General features: G+C 61.6%; 15 protein-coding genes. 9 read left to right on the top strand and 6 right to left on the bottom strand.

Annotated features, from left to right (window positions below; translation table 11 throughout):
• Positions 1 to 280 precede the first annotated feature (280 nt).
• Positions 281 to 2,788 carry a TonB-dependent siderophore receptor gene (locus tag BGO16_RS01385; protein ID WP_292616524.1) on the top strand — a complete coding sequence of 836 codons (2,508 nt, stop codon included), beginning with the start codon at positions 281 to 283 and terminating at the stop codon, positions 2,786 to 2,788.
• 83 nt (positions 2,789 to 2,871) lie between these two features.
• Positions 2,872 to 3,558: a Fe2+-dependent dioxygenase gene (locus tag BGO16_RS01380; protein WP_292616521.1), complete on the top strand. Its 687-nt coding sequence runs from the start codon at positions 2,872 to 2,874 to the stop codon at positions 3,556 to 3,558.
• 274 nt (positions 3,559 to 3,832) lie between these two features.
• Here BGO16_RS01380 and BGO16_RS01375 read toward each other — a convergent pair whose 3' ends face one another.
• The 4 genes from BGO16_RS01375 to BGO16_RS01360 form a co-directional block, all read right to left on the bottom strand.
• Positions 3,833 to 4,855 carry an FAD:protein FMN transferase gene (locus tag BGO16_RS01375; protein ID WP_292616519.1) on the bottom strand — a complete coding sequence of 341 codons (1,023 nt, stop codon included), beginning with the start codon at positions 4,853 to 4,855 and terminating at the stop codon, positions 3,833 to 3,835.
• Between the two features lie 8 nt (positions 4,856 to 4,863).
• Positions 4,864 to 5,673 carry a DUF4198 domain-containing protein gene (locus tag BGO16_RS01370; RefSeq protein ID WP_292616516.1) on the bottom strand — a complete coding sequence of 270 codons (810 nt, stop codon included), beginning with the start codon at positions 5,671 to 5,673 and terminating at the stop codon, positions 4,864 to 4,866.
• Between the two features lie 63 nt (positions 5,674 to 5,736).
• Complete coding sequence (locus BGO16_RS01365) at positions 5,737 to 6,249, bottom strand: DUF2271 domain-containing protein (RefSeq protein WP_292616513.1); 513 nt, start codon at positions 6,247 to 6,249, stop codon at positions 5,737 to 5,739.
• A 14-nt stretch (positions 6,250 to 6,263) separates the two neighbouring features.
• Positions 6,264 to 6,926, bottom strand: coding sequence for a PepSY-associated TM helix domain-containing protein (locus tag BGO16_RS01360; protein ID WP_292616511.1), 663 nt, complete (start codon positions 6,924 to 6,926; stop codon positions 6,264 to 6,266).
• 503 nt (positions 6,927 to 7,429) lie between these two features.
• Here BGO16_RS01360 and htpG point away from each other — a divergent pair.
• Positions 7,430 to 9,349 (top strand): molecular chaperone HtpG, encoded by a 1,920-nt coding sequence (gene htpG / locus BGO16_RS01355; protein ID WP_292616508.1) that lies wholly within the window; start codon positions 7,430 to 7,432, stop codon positions 9,347 to 9,349.
• Positions 9,350 to 9,599: 250 nt separating this feature from the next.
• On the opposite strand, the gene BGO16_RS01350 is transcribed toward htpG, so the two are convergent.
• Positions 9,600 to 9,959: a DUF488 domain-containing protein gene (locus BGO16_RS01350; RefSeq protein WP_363091251.1), complete on the bottom strand. Its 360-nt coding sequence runs from the start codon at positions 9,957 to 9,959 to the stop codon at positions 9,600 to 9,602.
• Between the two features lie 204 nt (positions 9,960 to 10,163).
• The gene (gene fdxA / locus BGO16_RS01345) at positions 10,164 to 10,502 is read right to left on the bottom strand and encodes a ferredoxin FdxA (RefSeq protein WP_292611350.1); all 339 of its coding nucleotides are present in this window, start codon (positions 10,500 to 10,502) and stop codon (positions 10,164 to 10,166) included.
• Positions 10,503 to 11,130: 628 nt separating this feature from the next.
• On the opposite strand from fdxA, the gene BGO16_RS01340 reads away from it, so the two are divergent.
• From BGO16_RS01340 to BGO16_RS01315, 6 genes are all read left to right on the top strand, one after another.
• A complete protein-coding gene (locus tag BGO16_RS01340) occupies positions 11,131 to 11,445 on the top strand; it encodes a 4a-hydroxytetrahydrobiopterin dehydratase (protein ID WP_292616505.1) in 315 nt (104 codons plus the stop codon).
• A gap of 100 nt (positions 11,446 to 11,545) precedes the next feature.
• On the top strand, positions 11,546 to 11,923 hold the full coding sequence (locus BGO16_RS01335) for a YkvA family protein (protein ID WP_292616501.1): 378 nt from the start codon (positions 11,546 to 11,548) through the stop codon (positions 11,921 to 11,923).
• 362 nt (positions 11,924 to 12,285) lie between these two features.
• Positions 12,286 to 12,834 carry an invasion associated locus B family protein gene (locus BGO16_RS01330; protein ID WP_292616499.1) on the top strand — a complete coding sequence of 183 codons (549 nt, stop codon included), beginning with the start codon at positions 12,286 to 12,288 and terminating at the stop codon, positions 12,832 to 12,834.
• A gap of 57 nt (positions 12,835 to 12,891) precedes the next feature.
• Positions 12,892 to 14,175, top strand: a complete 1,284-nt coding sequence (gene rlmN, locus BGO16_RS01325; protein WP_292616496.1) for a 23S rRNA (adenine(2503)-C(2))-methyltransferase RlmN — start codon at positions 12,892 to 12,894, stop codon at positions 14,173 to 14,175.
• 254 nt (positions 14,176 to 14,429) lie between these two features.
• Positions 14,430 to 14,900: a hypothetical protein gene (locus BGO16_RS01320; protein WP_292616494.1), complete on the top strand. Its 471-nt coding sequence runs from the start codon at positions 14,430 to 14,432 to the stop codon at positions 14,898 to 14,900.
• Positions 14,901 to 15,050: 150 nt separating this feature from the next.
• Complete coding sequence (locus BGO16_RS01315; RefSeq protein WP_292616492.1) at positions 15,051 to 15,839, top strand: phosphatase PAP2 family protein; 789 nt, start codon at positions 15,051 to 15,053, stop codon at positions 15,837 to 15,839.
• Positions 15,840 to 15,937: the final 98 nt, after the last annotated feature.

Genomic DNA, 15,937 nt, shown 5'->3' with positions numbered 1-15,937 from the left:
GAATCAAACAGGGAAACAGCGTGAGGATTTTAGAATCTCTCTTAAAACGTGCGGTGCGAATGAACGCGCCACTGCAAATGCCGCATCATGGATAGCCTGCGACATTCCGTCCCGGTCGAAGGTCCTGAAAACTAGAACCTCTATAGACTGATGCAAATTGCAGCGTGTGAATATTGCTCACGAAAGTTTTTTAGTTAATGACGAGCGACATATCGCGGATGCGATTTGCTCCCGTGATGTCTGCAATTGATCTGCAATCTTCTAAGGATGGGTGGGGCGAATGGGTATTTCATCGGTAGGTGACGCGAGTGACACGAACGGCGACGTGGCGGGGCAGTCGTCGGTCGTGGGTTGGAGCAAGGCAATGATCGGCATTGCCGCGGTGATGCTGATTCCCGACTCCGCAGATGCACAACCCGCGCCCAGCGCCGACGATCTTCCGCAGGTTCGCGTCACCGCGCCGAAGCGGCAGGCCAAGAAAAGAACCGCGCATCGGGCGCCGGTGCGCGCCGCGCCTGCGCCGGTTGTCGCTCCTTCGCCAAGCAACGTTCAGGTCAATCCCATCATCGGCGACGGGCATGGCGTCACCGGCTATCAGGCTCCGGCGCAGGCCGGAATTTCACGTCTTGCGGTGCCGCTGCGCGATACTCCGCAAACCGTCAATGTGGTGACGCAGCAGATGATCCGGGATCAGCAACTCACAAGCATGGAGGAAGCGCTGCGAACGGTGCCGGGCATCACGTTCAGCGCCGGCGAAGGCGGTCAGCAGGGCGACAGTCCGTTCATCCGCGGCTTCACCGCGCGCGGCGACATGTATCGCGACGGCTTGCGCGATCCCGGCTGGTACAACCGCGACCTGTTCAGCGACGATCGCGTTGAAGTTCTCAAGGGGCCGTCCTCGTTTGCGTTCGGCCGCGGCTCGACCGGCGGCGCGATCAATACGGTTTCCAAGCTTCCGACGGGTGCAACCTTCTTCGACGGAGCGATCAGCGGCACCAGCTCCGCGGGTTATCGCGGCACGATCGACGCCAGTGGCAAGCAGGGCAACGTCGCCGGCCGTATCGCCGCGCTCTATCAGGACGTTCCCACGCCCGATCGTGACAATGTTTTCGTTCGGCGTTGGGGTGTCGCGCCATCGGTCTCTTTTGATGTGACCGACCGCGATAAGATCACGTTGAGTCATATTTATCAGGGCGAAGAAAGCGTTCCCGACTACGGTCATCCATGGTTGCCGGCGCCGCAGGTGAACGCGGCCGGCACGGGGGTCACCGCAGGCTATTATGGCGACGGTCGCGCCGTCACGCCTATACCGGTGCCGCGCAATACCTTCTACGGCAACACCCTCGGGCCATATCGCGACCTCGTGGAGACCACCACCAACATCACGACGCTCAAGCTGGAGCACGAATTCGACAACGGCTTCAAGTTCACCAACGCCACGCGGTATGTCGACAACCAGCGCTACGCTGCACCGACTCCGCCGCGCGGGCTTGGCGGCGCCTCGAATACGCCCTTCACGAACACGGCGGCCAACCCGCTTTCCCCGGCGTTCTTTAATTATCCGGTCGATCAAATGACGCTGGCGCAGGAGCACTGGAATACCCAGACCAACGACACCCTGCTGGTCAACCAGACCGACCTGGTCGGGAAATTCGATACCTGGGGGCTTACGCATACCCTTGCCACCGGCATCGAGGCCAGTCATCAGACCCGCTACCAGCGTGGCCGCACCAATTTCTGGTGCGTATCGACGCCGGGCGCCTATTGCCGGACCACCGTGATCGACCCGGTGTCGCAGCCGATCTACCAGGGGCCGTTCGGCAATGTGAACCGGACCAATCTCGACACCGTCGCGCTCTATGCGTCCGATCAGATCAAGATCAACCAGTATTTCGAACTGCTCGGAGCGGTTCGATACGACGATGTCAGCGCTTCCTATCGTGATCCGCTGAACGCGACGCCTGCCAACCGCGCGCTGGATTCACACGACCATCAGGTGAGCTGGCGCGTCGGGGGCGTCTTCCACCCGACCGAGCAATCGAGCGTCTATGTGGCGCATGGGACGTCGTTCAATCCGTCGGCGGAGTTCGGAACGCTGACGTCGGGCACGGTATCGCTTGCGCCCGAAACCAGCACCACCACGGAACTCGGCACCAAGATCGATTTTCTCAATGGACGGTTGAGCTATACGGCGGCCTTGTTCCATATCGTCAAGAACAACGCGCGCATCGCCAATGCCGGGCCGGATTCCGCGACCATGCCGACGATTCTGGCCGGCGAGCAGCGGGTTCAGGGTTTCGAAACCGGGTTGGCCGGAAAGCTGACCGACCTGTGGCAGATCTTCGCCGGCTACACCTACCAGGATTCCGCGATCCTCAACGTTCCCGCGACGGCTTCGGCGGCCGATCGCTATTCGGTCGGCAAGCAGTTGCCTAACACGCCGGAGCAGGCTTTCAGCCTGTGGACGACATATGATTTCACGCCGCAGCTGACGGTCGGCGGCGGCGCCACCTATCAATCGAAGGCCTTTGCCAACACGGCCAACACCATCTACGTGCCCGAATACTGGAAGTTCGACGTCATGGCGAGCTACAAGGTTACCAGGGAATCCACGTTGCAGCTCAATATCTACAACCTGACCGACGAGCACTACTACGCACAGTACTATGGCGGCCATGCCGTCCCGGCGTCCGGCCGCTCGGCGACCCTGACCTACCGTTATCGCTTCGAACCGCCGCCGCCGGTTGTCGATTATCCGGTGAAGGCCGCGCGTTACATAAGCAAGTGACCCGCATTACGGTGGATCAGTAAAACTGACGATATTGGAGCCGGCGTCGCAAGGCGCCGGCTTTTTTCTGAAGGAATGTTACAGTGCTGGTTCGAATCCCGAATGTCCTCTCTCCCGAGCAGGTGAAACGCTGCCGCGAGGTGTTGGAACGGGCCGCCTGGGCGGATGGGCGTATCACCGCCGGGCATCAATCAGCCCAAGTGAAGCGCAACCTGCAACTGCCCGAAGGTACGCCGGAAGCCCGCGAACTCGGCGACATGGTGCTGTCGGCGCTCAACCGGAATCCGCTGTTCATGTCGGCGGTCTTGCCGAAGACGATCTTTCCGCCGCTGTTCAATCGATACGACGCAGATGGAGAGATGAATTTCGGCTCCCACGTCGACAACGCGATTCGCACCATTCCCGGCACCGGAAGGCGCGTGCGGACCGACGTGTCCTCGACCTTGTTCCTGTCGTCGCCGGAAGAGTATGATGGCGGCGAGCTGGTGATCGAGGATACCTACGGCTCGCATTCGGTGAAGCTGCCGGCCGGCGACATGATCGTGTATCCAGGCACCAGCGTTCACCATGTCACCAAGGTGACCCGCGGTTCGCGCCTCGCGTCATTTTTCTGGACCGAGAGCATGATCGCCGAGGTCACGAAACGCGCGATGATGTTCGACCTGGACATGTCGATCATTCGCCTCAACGTCGACCATCCAGAGCACCCGTCCTTGGTGTCGCTGACCTCGCTGTATCATAATCTGCTACGGCAATGGGCATTGACCTGAGCTCGACGCTCGCCTGTCCGCAGCCTGAGCGAAGTGGAGACCGGTTCGCGTGAAGAACCGCGTCAAATCATAGAGCCCTGCTTCTGATTCGATCCGGGCGGAAAGGCTCTAGTGGAGTGAATTTGACATTCGCTACCCACTTTGCAGCAAACCCGTCAGGCGAATGTCAAATTCAAAACTCCACCAGAAACCTGATAGCTGCCAGTGGTCCTTTGATTCTAACATTTGCAGGAACGCCCTGCCGCAACGGGATGCAAATGTTAGAATCGGACCACTAGGCCAGCATGGCGTCGAGGGCGGGCGTGGTTTGTTCAGCGATGCTGCCGTCGTCGCGGTCCGCAAAGCGAATGAGAGCCGCGAGTTGGTGCTTGACGGCGAAATCGATTCCGGCGTCCGGCCCCAGCACCATCAGCGCAGTCGCGTAGGCATCCGCTTCCATGCAGGAGCGATGCAGGACCGTCGCGGTGACCATGTTATTGGCGATCGGCCATCCGGTTCGTGGGTCGAGTGTGTGGGAGAAATGCCGCGCGCCGTGTGCGAAGCCGCGTTCGCAGCCGGATGTCGCGATCGCGAGATCGTGCAAGGCGACGAGCATCGGCTCGGCCGCGATACCGGCCGCTGTCTGAGCGGGCCGATCGATCTCGACCCACCATGGGCTGCCGTCCGGCTTGACCCCGTGCCCCCGCAATTCGCCGCCGATTTCCACCAGGGCGTTATGAATGCCAAGCTCGAGCAGGGTTTCCGCCACCAGATCGACGGCGAAGCCCTTGGCGATGCCGCAGAGATTGACCGGCCCGCGATTGTCGCGACGCAGGCGGCGGCCGCTGGGGTCGAACTGGAGTTGCCGCCATCCGCAAGCCCGATGGAGTCGGGCGATCTCATCCTGCGGCGGCGGCGCTGTGCGAGGTCCGCTCGGGCCGAAGCCCCAGAGATCGATCAACGCTCCCATGGTCGGGTCATAGGCGCCGTCCGATTCGTGTGCGATGCGCAGCGCACTCGCCATCACCTGGCCGAGCTCGCGCGGCAGGTCCTGCCATTGATCCAGCGGCAGCCGGTTGAACCGGCTGGTGTCGGATTGGTGCTCCCACGGGCTCATTTGCGCGATCACGCGATCGAGCGCGAGGGGAATTGTCCGGCGCAGCGTTTGCGCGCTCGCGGACGAGCCGACGAATCGGCACGACCATGTGGTGCCCATGGTCGCGCCGCTGAGGTCCTGAATGCGCCCGCCCGCCGGAATGGCCGGCGGACTCGCCGGCATTGCCGGGATCGCCACGCGCCGGGCGACTGACGCTCTCATCGGCGTCGTTACTGCGGCAGCACTTCGAGCGTGACGGCGTAGCTGCTGCGGCGCTGGGCGTTCTTGATCTTGCTCTTGTCGTCGCGCACCGACGCGCTCATCCAGTAGAAGCCGGGCGCCGGCCAGGTGACGCTGAAGGTGCCGGTATCGTCGGCGGTGGCCTTGGTGTCATTCAGCGCGTCGCGGTAGCGAATTCCGCCCGGGACGATCTCGACCGCGACGCCTTTGGCAGGCTGCCCGTCCAGCATCAGGCGGAACGTCGCCTTCTCGCCGGCGACAAGATTGTTCGGATGGGTGACAGGAATCATCTCAAGCCCGACGCCTGTCGGCTTCAGCGTCGCGTCCGACGGCTTGCCCGAGGTGACGAAGGATTCGATGCGGCCGCGGCTTTCGGTAACCTTCACATCGGTCGCATTGGCAGGAATGGCCGAGGCGAGTTCCTCGGGCTTGCCGCGCCAGCGCTTGTTCTGACCGTCGACCTTGTAGCTGGCGAACAGGCCCTGGTTGGCCACCGTCAATTTGTAGGTTCCCGGCTGCGCCAGCTTGAAATCGAAGGAGCTGCGAAAATGGCTTTTTGCCACGTTCTCCGGCGTGATGGCCTTGCCGTCGGGGCCTTCGATCGCGAGGTTGTCGAGCTGCAACGGATTATGCTCGAAGTAGAACAGGTCATTGGAGACGGCAGCGTCCACCGTGACCCAGAGGTCCGATCCGGACAATACCGTAGCCGACGGCAGCAGCCAGCCGCGGTGTGCCTGCGCGGGCAGAGCCAGCAGTGAAGCGGTCGCTGCGATCAGGGCGAGCTTGAGAGGGTTGGTCATGGCGAAATCCTTATCCATGAAAGCTGAGGGGCGACGATGCGCGGCGTATTTGTGGGCGGCAGATCAGGGGGTCAGCTTCAATGAGACCGAGCCAAGCTCGCGTTCGCCCTTGGCCTCGCCGTTCGCCGCGGCTTTCGGCGGCCACTCGAACGGGATTTTCAGAAGCTCGCGGCCGCCGACTTCGCGCGCGGCTTCGATGACGAGCTGGTAGCTGCCGGGCGTGAGCCCGTCGAGAGGTTTTGACGCGCTATCGAACTTGATCTGATGGGTGCCGGGCGCGCGGGTCGGGCTCGACAGGCCATCGGCCGGCATCGTCAGCTCGCGGCCGGTGCGGCGCCACCACTGCCGCAGGTCCTTGAGCCACTTCGTGCCCTCATTGTCCTTGTGCTTGACGTCGTACCATACGGCAAGATTGGCGATCTTGCCGCCGTCGGCCTTTTCGACCCACATGGCGACGTAGGGCTTGTGATATTCGACGACACTGAGCTGCGGAATATCGATGCTGATCGTGGCTTCGGACGCCAGCGACGAACCTGCGGCGAGGGTGGTGAGTGCGGCAGAAATCAGGAGGCGCATAGTTGACCTTCTATCTATCCATGAATGAGAAGAACGGCGAGCAGTGTCGGAATAATCAGGCCCAGGCCGACGACGGGCCAGGTGGCCGGCCGCCGCTTGGAATGAAGCTGCAGCAGCAAGAGGCCTGTGACACAGAAGATGGTCGCGGCGATCGCGAACACGTCGATGAACCAGCTCCACGCCTTGCCGGTATGGCGGCCTTTGTGCAGATCGTTGAGATAGGCGATCCAGCCGCGCGTGGTAATCTCATACGACACCGCGCCGCTGTCGCGCTGGACGCTAAGCCAGGCATCGCCGCCGGGCTGCGGCAGCGCGACATAGACCTCATCGGCCGACCATTCGGTGTCGCGGCCGGCGGTATTGACGCCGACTTCGCGCTGTAACCACGCGCTGATTGCCGGCGGCAGCGGCGCCTTGGCGGCGGCGGGGTCGGATTTCAGGTCGGCGATCATGGCAGGTGGAAGCTGCGCCTCGTGCATCGTAACGCTCGGCTTGGCTTCGATCCGTCCGGAATTGTTCAGCGTGATTCCCGTCAAGGCGAACATTAGCATCCCGATCAGACAGAGACCCGAGCTGATCCAATGCCATTGGTAGAGCTGGTTGATAAGGAACGCGCGACGCTTCTTCCGCTTCCAGAGCTCGTCGCCGTCGACTGTCAATCTATCCGGGTTGTCCATTCGTATCGTCACTGCTGCCAGATCGTGCAAATCGAGAAGGCGCGAACGGCACCTTTCAGATCAGCGCAAATTGTTTAGCGAAGCCGACATCGCTTTACTACAGGATGAAATTAGGTTCGTTCTAAACTGGCCCTGCGCTGTTCTGTCGCTGTTCTCCGATATCGCCGCCTAAGCTCGACTCCGACGCGAACGGACCGGGAGCGGATGCCGGTGCGCATTGAGGATCGATAGGCGACATCGCAGAATCTGGACCAGAGACGGGGAATGTGGCGCGTCGCCTGATCGGTTGTTGTTGCCGCGCATCGATCCTGACCGATGCTGGCTGCCGGGGGCGGTTTCACGGCGAGGAAAGTCGGAGCGGACGCGTCACGCCGGCATTTGGCACGGCATTTGGCAGCGGATCGGGGTAAAATACGGCCCCGACATACTGGAATGCCGGTGGCATATTTTCTATATCATCGAGCGCAAATAACTTGCGTCAGGATATTCAAGGTGAGGAGACGATGACCTCGACGATCGACAGGGATGGCGCGGCCGAAAGCCGGGTATTCGAAGCGGATGTTGCCAAGCTGCTCCAGATGATGGTGCATTCGGTCTATTCCGACAAGGACGTGTTCTTGCGCGAATTGATTTCGAATGCCGCGGACGCCTGTGAGCGGCTGCGCTACGAGGCGATCAGCAATCCCGCTTTGCTTCTGGACGACACCAGGCCGCAGATCACGCTCGCGATCGATGCCGAAGCACGGCAATTGACGGTCGAGGACAACGGCATCGGCATGAGCCACGACGAGATGGTCGATGCGCTCGGAACGATCGCCCGCTCGGGCACCAAGGCTTTCATCGAGCAGCAGGCCAAGATGGACCATGCCAAGGCTGCCGAAGCAGGAGAGGGCGTGAATCTGATCGGCCAGTTCGGGGTCGGCTTCTACTCCGCCTTCATGGTGGCGGATCGGGTCGACGTGATCTCGCGGCGCGCCGGCGCAAGCGAGGCGTGGCGCTGGTCGTCCGACGGGAAGGGGACGTTCACGGTAACGCCGGTGGATGTCAGCGAAGCGCCTGCGCGAGGCACCCGCGTGACGCTTCATCTGACGGACGAGGCCAAGGGTTATGCCGACCGGCCCAAGCTCGAACAGATTGTCAGGGATCAATCGGGCCATGTGCCTGTTCCGATCGTGCTTGTCGAAAAACCCGGAGCCGCCCCGACAGAAATCGCAGATGGCGCGGCGTTATGGACCAAGCCGCGCGGCGAGATCAGCGCCTCGGAATACGCCGATTTCTACCGCAGCGTGGCGGGCCAATTCGACGAGCCGGCGCTGACCGTGCATTTCCGCGCCGAAGGGCGGCAGGAATTCACCGCGCTGCTGTTCGTGCCGCAAACCCGGCCTTTCGATCTGTTCGAGACCGAGCGCAAGGGGCCGATCAAGCTTTACGTGAGGCGCGTCTTTATTACCGACGACGCCGATCTGCTGCCCCGCTATCTCAGGTTCGTGCGCGGCGTCGTCGACTCATCTGATCTTCCGCTCAATATCTCGCGCGAAATGATTCAGGAAAGCCCGATTCTGGCGGCGATCAAGAAGAGTATCACCGGCCGCATCCTGACCGAGCTTGAGAAACTCGCCGAAAAAGACCCGGCCGCTTACGGAAAGATCTGGGAGACCTTTGGTCTGATGTTCAAGGAGGGCATCTACGACGCCTACGACCGGCGCGATGTCATCCTCGGACTTTGCCGTTTCAGGACCACGGCGGGCTCGCTGCGAAGTCTCAAGGACTACGTCGGCGCCATGAAGGAAAATCAGACGTCGATTTACTATCTCGCGGGCCACGACGCCGTGCGTCTCGAGGCATCTCCCCATCTGGAAGGTTTCCGTGCCCGCGGCGTGGAGGTTCTGCTGCTGTCCGACCCGGTCGACAGCTTCTGGGTCACGTCCGGACCGAGCTTCGAGGGCAAGCCGTTCAAATCCGTGACGCAGGGCGCGGCCGATCTCGCCGCGATCCCGCACGCGGACGCGAATGCCGAGCCTTCGCAGGAGATCAGCGCTGGAGTCACGGAGTTCCTCTCCTTTCTCAAGACGACTCTCTCGGACCTGGTTTCCGATGTGCGATCGTCCGAGCGCCTCACCGACAGTCCCGTCTGTCTCGTTGCAGCCGAGTCCGGGCCCGACCGGCAACTGGAAAAGATTCTTGTCGGCGTCGGACAGCTCACCGGCGCATCCAAGCCGGTTCTCGAGGTGAACCCGAGGCATCCGCTGATTGCGTCGCTGGCAGCGCTCGGGGACAGCGATCGCGCGTTCAAGGAGGACACGGCGCGGATGCTGCTCGATGACGCGCGCGTTCTTGACGGTGATCGTCCCAGTGACGCGCTCGAGTTTTCGAGGCGGCTGGCCCGCATCGTCGAGCGGGGACTGCGCGGATCGACGGGCTAGAGTCTGTTTCAACTGCGTTGAATCAGACTTGTCGTCGCTTATCTTTTTGATTGAGCTTGATCTTTTCCGCCCGTTTCCACTGTTCGGGATCATGCTCCAAATCATGATGATTGGCGTCACGCTCCATGGCGTTGTTGGACGAAGCATGTCCTCGGGCCTGACCCGAGGATGGAATCCGGCTCGCGTGAGAAACGCGCCAAAACAAAATTATAGAGTCTCGCTTCTGATTTCCGTCAGAAGCGCCAAAATTCTAGGCAGAGGCAGGCCCACTGCCGACGCGGCCCAGAAGGACCTCCCTCAGGACGACTGCATTGTTATGCGCTTCGTCATGGGCTGCAAAGACGAGCGTTATCCGGCCCGACCGGGCGCATGCGCGCAGTTCGTCGAGCTGTTCCGGGTGTTGGTGAATCTCATCCGTGTATCGCTGTCGAAACGCCTGCCAGCGCGCGGGATCATGAGCAAACCACTTGCGCAGGTCGGTACTGGGCGCGATGTCTTTCAGCCAATGGTCGATGGCGGCGTCCTCCTTGCGAAGGCCTCGGGGCCACAAGCGGTCAACCAGGATCCGCGTGCCGTCGCCAGCCGCAGGAGAGTCATAGGCTCGCTTCATTTTGATATTTTCAGCCGCAAGCCGCGTCATTGCCTCTTTGCCCGGATGTAGTTACGTCGCCGCTCCGGTGATGCGAGTCCTGGAGCGAATGAGGGAAAGTGTCCCGCTTCTTAAAGTAACGCTATCGATCACGTTCATGATTTTGGATCGATTCGATCCAAACTCAGCGAGACCCAGAGCTGACGTCGCGACCGTTGGTCTCGCTCAATCGCCTTGCCCGGGATTGGCCGAGAAATACTGCTCCAGTTTGCCGGTGACGCCGTCGAAAGTTTTCGCGTCGGCGGGGGCATCGCGCTTGATGGTGATGTTCGGCCAGACCGAAGAATATTCGGCGTTTAGCTTGAGCCAGTTTTCAAGGCCCGGCTCGGAGTCGGGCTTGATGGCTTCCGCTGGACATTCCGGTTCGCAGACGCCGCAGTCGATGCACTCGTCCGGATTGATGACCAGCATATTGTCGCCTTCGTAGAAGCAGTCGACCGGACATACCTCCACACAATCCATGTATTTGCACTTGATGCAATTTTCGGTGACGACAAAGGTCATCTCGAAGACTCCGCGAAATCAGGAACGGGCGCGAGGCTGGCGTCGGCGCCGAACCTCGCATGATGCATCGACGATCTTGCGAATACCATCGTCGGGCTCATTGACAAGCCCCCGGTCTAACCTGTTCCCTGTGAGCATTCCCCGTGAAAACTCCGCGCGCTTTTGCTGGAACTTCGCCGGGGATTATGTCGGGCGCGCCGGGCAGCAGAACGGCTTACAGGGTCCTTCGATAAGATATATCTCTTATGTCTCTTATATACCCGATCCGGCCCAAAAGCAATATTTCCGACCCCGCCGTCAGCGCTGTTTGCGGGTCGACGGCGGAAGAACACCGGTAGCGCCCCGTGTGTGCTCATGGCTGAAATGCTCGCGACCGCATACGTCGGCCGGCAGGACCAGGACAAGCCCAAACCTGTGCGTCGCGCCAAACGCCGGGACAGAGGCTTGGCTCCAGCGGAACTATTGGCGGCCTGTCTGGTAGACAGCCACATGGAACCGGATGTCATGCTCGCCAATATGGTTGCGCTCGCATGCCAGCGACCTTCCGGGGGCAGCTGAGCTAGGTTTTCGTCATGATTGACGGAAAAGCCTCGGACCGGCAGTTGTTGCACCGGATCGTCGGAAGGAGATGGATGACATGGCGGAACGGCTGTCGGGGGACGCGCGAAAGGCCGCGGTCGAGGCGTTGTCAGGCTGGTCGGAGGTTCCGGGCCGCGATGCTATCGCCCGCACCTTCACATTCCGGAACTTCAACGAGGCGTTCGGTTTCATGACGCGCGTTGCGCTTGTCGCCGAAAAGAACGATCACCATCCGGAATGGCGCAACGTCTACAAGACGGTGGAGGTCGTGCTCGCGACCCATGACGCCGGTGGCGTAACTGCGCGCGATATCAGGCTCGCGGAAGCGATGGATGCGATCGCGAGGCAGTTCGGCGAGCCTTGAAAGGCCGATACCGGCGTTGCGGCGGGGAAACTGAACTCCCACATGTTGGGAAGGCGGATTTCGAGGATCCGCGACCCGTGATAGTCCAGGACCCTTGACGATGGCATTTGAACACAGCGTGGGATTTGAGCCGGCCGAGCGGCTGGCGCGGGATCGCGACAGCGTGCGCCGGCGGTTCTGGAGCAAGCTGAAGCGCGTCATTGCCAACGTACCGTTCGCGGAAGATCTGCTGGCCGCCTACTACTGCGCTTTCGACAAGCAGACGCCGCGCCACGTGCAAGCATCGCTGCTCGGCGCCATCGCCTATTTCATCCTGCCGTTCGACTTTGTTCCCGACGTGCTGCCGGTGCTTGGCTTCACCGACGATGCCGCGGTGCTTGCGACGGCGATCAGGATCGTCGCTGCCCACATCACGCCGGAGCATCGCGAGGCTGCGCGCGCGGCGTTGAAGCGCGGAATAGGAAATGGAGTGGCCTGAGTACTCCACGCGTGACCGGTTGGGCGTGGTCGTGAAGCCGCGGGGCTCTCTCCGCGCCGTCATGATCGCATGACCTCATCATGCGTCGCTGACTGCAACCATCGCACTTTCGTTCGCACCGGTGATTTCCGCTGCCGCGGTTGAGTTCGCAATCGTGAATTCTTGAACGCGCGCAATATTTCGCGCGAACGCCTGTGCATGTCCAGCGAAGTCGGATCCGCGCTGCTCGCTTGCGAATCGTGACGCAAGCCGCGACGATGAAGCCGCCTTCACAAATCAGGCGTTTCCAGCTATTCCCGAATGATGCGTGACCCGCGCGCATCAAGCCATCTTCCAGTCACAATGATGAAGGACGAGATTTGATGATGTCTATGCGGCAATTGCTGACGGTTCTGGTCGGAAGCCTGCTGGCAGGCGGCATCGGCCTTGCTCCCGCGTTCGGCGCTCCGACAGCCGGCGGTTCAGAGCCGACGCTGCTCGGACAGTTCGGCGCGTGGGGCGCCTATACCGCATCACCGAACGGCAAGAAGGTCTGCTTCGCTCTCGCCAAGCCGTCGTCTTCGAAAACCAATCCGCCGAATCGGCCGCGCGATCCGGCCTATGCTTTCATCTCGACACGGCCGGCGGAAAAAGTTGTGAATGAAGTGTCGGTCACGATGGGATATCCGCTCAAGCCGGGTTCGGAAGCCACGCTCGAAGTCGGCGGCACGAGCTTCGAGATGTATACCCAGGGCGACGGCATCTGGATCAAGAACGCCGCCGAGGAAGGCCGGCTGATCGATGCGATGCGCAAGTCCGCCGATGCGACCGTCAAGGGCGTGTCGTCCAAGGGGACGCAAACCGTCGACATCTTTTCATTGAAGGGCCTGACCCAGGCGCTGGACAAGGTCGCGCAGGACTGCAGGCGCTAGAGGCCTGAAGTATTTGCCGGCTTTTCAGGGAGGCGCGAAAGGCTTATGTCATGCGGCATGAGCGAAGCGCCCCGCAACTCGAGCACCGGCCCGACTGAGGCCGCCGCCATCGCCGGCGTGCCGCACGCAAGCGGCACGTCGGCCGGTGACGTTCCACTGGAAAAAACCCCGCTTGAAACCTATGTGCCGCCGGCGAAGCCGTCGCTGATCGGCCTGTCGCGCGCGCAGATATCCGACCACCTCGCCGCCATCGGCGTTGCGCCGGCGCAGCGCCGGATGCGGGCACAGCAACTCTGGCACTGGATGTATGTCCGCGGTGCGAGGACGTTCGGCGAGATGACCAGTGTCTCGAAGGATATGCGCGCCGAACTGGAAAAACACGTCACGGTCGATCGCCCCGAAGTCGTCGCCGAGCAGATTTCCAACGACGGAACCCGCAAATGGCTGCTGCGATTGCCGAGCGGCAATAATCTCGAGAAGCCGCATGAGGTCGAATGCGTCTATATTCCCGAGACCGATCGCGGCACGCTGTGCGTCTCCTCGCAGGTCGGTTGTACGTTGAACTGTTCCTTTTGCCACACCGGCACCCAGCGTCTGGTGCGCAATCTCACGGCAGGTGAGATCGTCGGCCAGGTCATGGTCGCGCGTGACCGGCTGAACGACTGGCCTTCGGCGTCCTCGCCTCCGGGAGAGGAGAAGACCCATCGCCTCGTCACCAATATCGTGATGATGGGGATGGGCGAACCGCTCTACAATTTCGACGCCGTGCGCGACGCGCTTTTGATCGTCGCCGACAACGAAGGCATCGGCATCTCGAAGCGCCGTATCACGCTGTCGACGTCCGGCGTCGTGCCGAACATCGTCCGCACCGGCGAGGAGATCGGCGTCATGCTGGCGATCTCGCTGCATGCGGTCCGCGACGAATTGCGCAACGAACTCGTTCCGCTGAACCGCAAATATCCGATCGCGGAGTTGATGCAGGCGTGCCGCGATTATCCGGCGGCCTCCAACGCCAAGCGGATCACGTTCGAATATGTGATGCTGAAGGGCGTCAACGACTCGCTCGACGACGCCAAACGGCTGGTGAAGCTGCTCAAGGGAATCCACGCCAAGATCAACCTGATTCCCTTCAATCCGTGGCCCGGCACGCACTATGAATGCTCGGACTGGGATCAGATCGAGAAGTTTTCCGAATACATTTTCAACGCCGGGTATTCCTCGCCGGTTCGCACGCCGCGCGGCCGCGATATCCTGGCCGCCTGCGGGCAGTTGAAATCCGAGACTGAGAAACTGTCGGCCCGCGAGCGTCAGGCGCTTCGCGCCATGGCGATGACGGATTGAGGCGTGTGTCATTTGACCGGACAGCAACACGTAAGCGGTCATCGTCCGCGAAAGCGAAGTATCCTGTATCCTCGGCTGGTGCCCGGGTTCATTGCATTAGCTTCGAAGACTGGATCGTCCGCCGAGCCTGTCATCGGGCCGGCGAAGCCGGACCCGTTGGCGGGCGATGACGGCTCAGATTCCCGTTTGTTTCAGCGAGACACACCCTCTCGACGAGCCTCGAAGAACGGCGGCGACATCAGGCAAGCATGGTCATGTCCCTGATCGGCCGGCTGTTCGTTATCCTGTTCGGATTCCTTGCCGCCTGCTTCGTGGCCGGAATGATCGTTGTGCTTGCACTGCTTTATCCCGAGTTCACTGACCTCGGCATCGAGCCGCCCGATCCCGATACGCTCAACATCGTGCTCGGTTTCGGCTTCATCTTCGTCAGCGGCTTCGCTCTGGTGCCGGCGATGATCCTGGTTCTCATTACCGAAGCGTTTTATATCCGCGGCATATTGGCCTACGCCGCCGGCGGCGCGATCTGCGGCGCCGCCTGCTATCTCGGCCTGATTCCATTCGACCCGGCGACCCTGCATTTCGAAGGTATCGTGCGCCGCCACCTCGAAATCATGACCGGCGCCGGGGTCATGGCGGGCTTCACCTATTGGTTGATCGCAGGCCGCAATGCCGGCGCGTGGCGCGAGCCACGCGTCCCCCGGCCTCCCGATCCGCCGCTGACTTGAGGTCGTGCGGGCTTTTCATGCCTGCTGCGGTCGGCTGGAGTCTGGTTCAACTGCATTGAATCAGACTCCAGCCTTATCCTTTTGATTGAGCGTGATCTTATCCGAAAACCGGTTGTCCACTTTTCGGGATCATGCTCTAAACCGCGCGTCATGAACCGCGCCGGATTGATCGTTGCGCTCGGGCTTGCGCTCGTAATCGGGATCGTGTTCGGGATTCATCCCGAATATGATCTGCGTCTCGCCGCGCTGTTCTACGATCCCGCGACCAAGACCTTTCCGCTCAAGTCCGACGCGCTGGCCTCGTTTGCGCGCAACGCCGCGATGTGGGTGGCGTGGGCTTTCGCGCTGCCTGCGATCGTCGCGCTGGCCGTGAAGATGTTCCGCCCGGATCGCCCGCTGCTGATGTCGGGCCGGACCGTGGCGTTCCTGTTGATCACCATGCTGCTCAGCGCGGGAATCCTGACCAACCTGACGTTCAAAAGCCATTGGGGACGTCCCCGTCCGGTGATGGTGACGGAGTTCAACGGGCCCTGGAAATTCATGGCATGGTGGGACCCGCGCGGCGAGTGCGGCCGGAATTGTTCGTTCTTCTCCGGCGAGGGCGCGACCGCGTTCTGGACCCTGGCGCCGGCCGCGCTGACGCCGCCGGTGTGGCGGCCGCTGGCCTATGCGGGCGCGGTCGCGTTCGGCGTCGTCACCAGCGTGCTGCGGATGGCGTTCGGCGGCCATTTTTTCACCGACGTGGCGACGGCCGGTCTGGTGGCGTTTCTGGTGATCTGGCTCGTCCATGGCTACATCTATCGCTGGCCGTCGACGCGCAAAAGCGACGCCGAGATCGATGCCGCGCTGACGCGCTTCGCCTGGCCCGGCTATCGGATGCGGCAGCGGTGGCGAGGCCGCGACGTCGGCCCGGTGCCTGCGCCGGAGAAGCCGGTCTGAAGCGTCCAAGGGACCTTGCACGAGGTCCGGTTCCGCCTATAGTCCCGCCGAATTCACGTCATCCCACAGGATTTTCATGAGCAAGAAGGTGAAGAAGG

Origin of the sequence: Nitrobacter sp. 62-23 (assembly GCF_001897285.1) — a bacterium.
GTDB lineage: Bacteria > Pseudomonadota > Alphaproteobacteria > Rhizobiales > Xanthobacteraceae > Nitrobacter.
Note: the sequence above shows the minus strand (reverse complement) of the source record. Positions and strands in the feature narration are given on the sequence as shown.

Excerpts from the sequence above, each read along its gene's own strand:
- BGO16_RS01385 (WP_292616524.1), top strand. The coding sequence starts at position 281 with ATGGGTATTTCATCGGTAGGTGACGCGAGTGACACGAACGGCGACGTG.
- BGO16_RS01375 (WP_292616519.1), bottom strand. The coding sequence starts at position 4,855 with ATGAGAGCGTCAGTCGCCCGGCGCGTGGCGATCCCGGCAATGCCGGCG.
- BGO16_RS01370 (WP_292616516.1), bottom strand. The coding sequence starts at position 5,673 with ATGACCAACCCTCTCAAGCTCGCCCTGATCGCAGCGACCGCTTCACTG.
- BGO16_RS01365 (WP_292616513.1), bottom strand. The coding sequence starts at position 6,249 with ATGCGCCTCCTGATTTCTGCCGCACTCACCACCCTCGCCGCAGGTTCG.
- BGO16_RS01360 (WP_292616511.1), bottom strand. The coding sequence starts at position 6,926 with ATGGACAACCCGGATAGATTGACAGTCGACGGCGACGAGCTCTGGAAG.
- htpG (WP_292616508.1), top strand. The coding sequence starts at position 7,430 with ATGACCTCGACGATCGACAGGGATGGCGCGGCCGAAAGCCGGGTATTC.
- BGO16_RS01350 (WP_363091251.1), bottom strand. The coding sequence starts at position 9,959 with ATGAAGCGAGCCTATGACTCTCCTGCGGCTGGCGACGGCACGCGGATC.
- fdxA (WP_292611350.1), bottom strand. The coding sequence starts at position 10,502 with ATGACCTTTGTCGTCACCGAAAATTGCATCAAGTGCAAATACATGGAT.
- BGO16_RS01340 (WP_292616505.1), top strand. The coding sequence starts at position 11,131 with ATGGATGACATGGCGGAACGGCTGTCGGGGGACGCGCGAAAGGCCGCG.
- BGO16_RS01335 (WP_292616501.1), top strand. The coding sequence starts at position 11,546 with ATGGCATTTGAACACAGCGTGGGATTTGAGCCGGCCGAGCGGCTGGCG.
- BGO16_RS01330 (WP_292616499.1), top strand. The coding sequence starts at position 12,286 with ATGATGTCTATGCGGCAATTGCTGACGGTTCTGGTCGGAAGCCTGCTG.
- rlmN (WP_292616496.1), top strand. The coding sequence starts at position 12,892 with ATGAGCGAAGCGCCCCGCAACTCGAGCACCGGCCCGACTGAGGCCGCC.
- BGO16_RS01320 (WP_292616494.1), top strand. The coding sequence starts at position 14,430 with ATGTCCCTGATCGGCCGGCTGTTCGTTATCCTGTTCGGATTCCTTGCC.
- BGO16_RS01315 (WP_292616492.1), top strand. The coding sequence starts at position 15,051 with ATGAACCGCGCCGGATTGATCGTTGCGCTCGGGCTTGCGCTCGTAATC.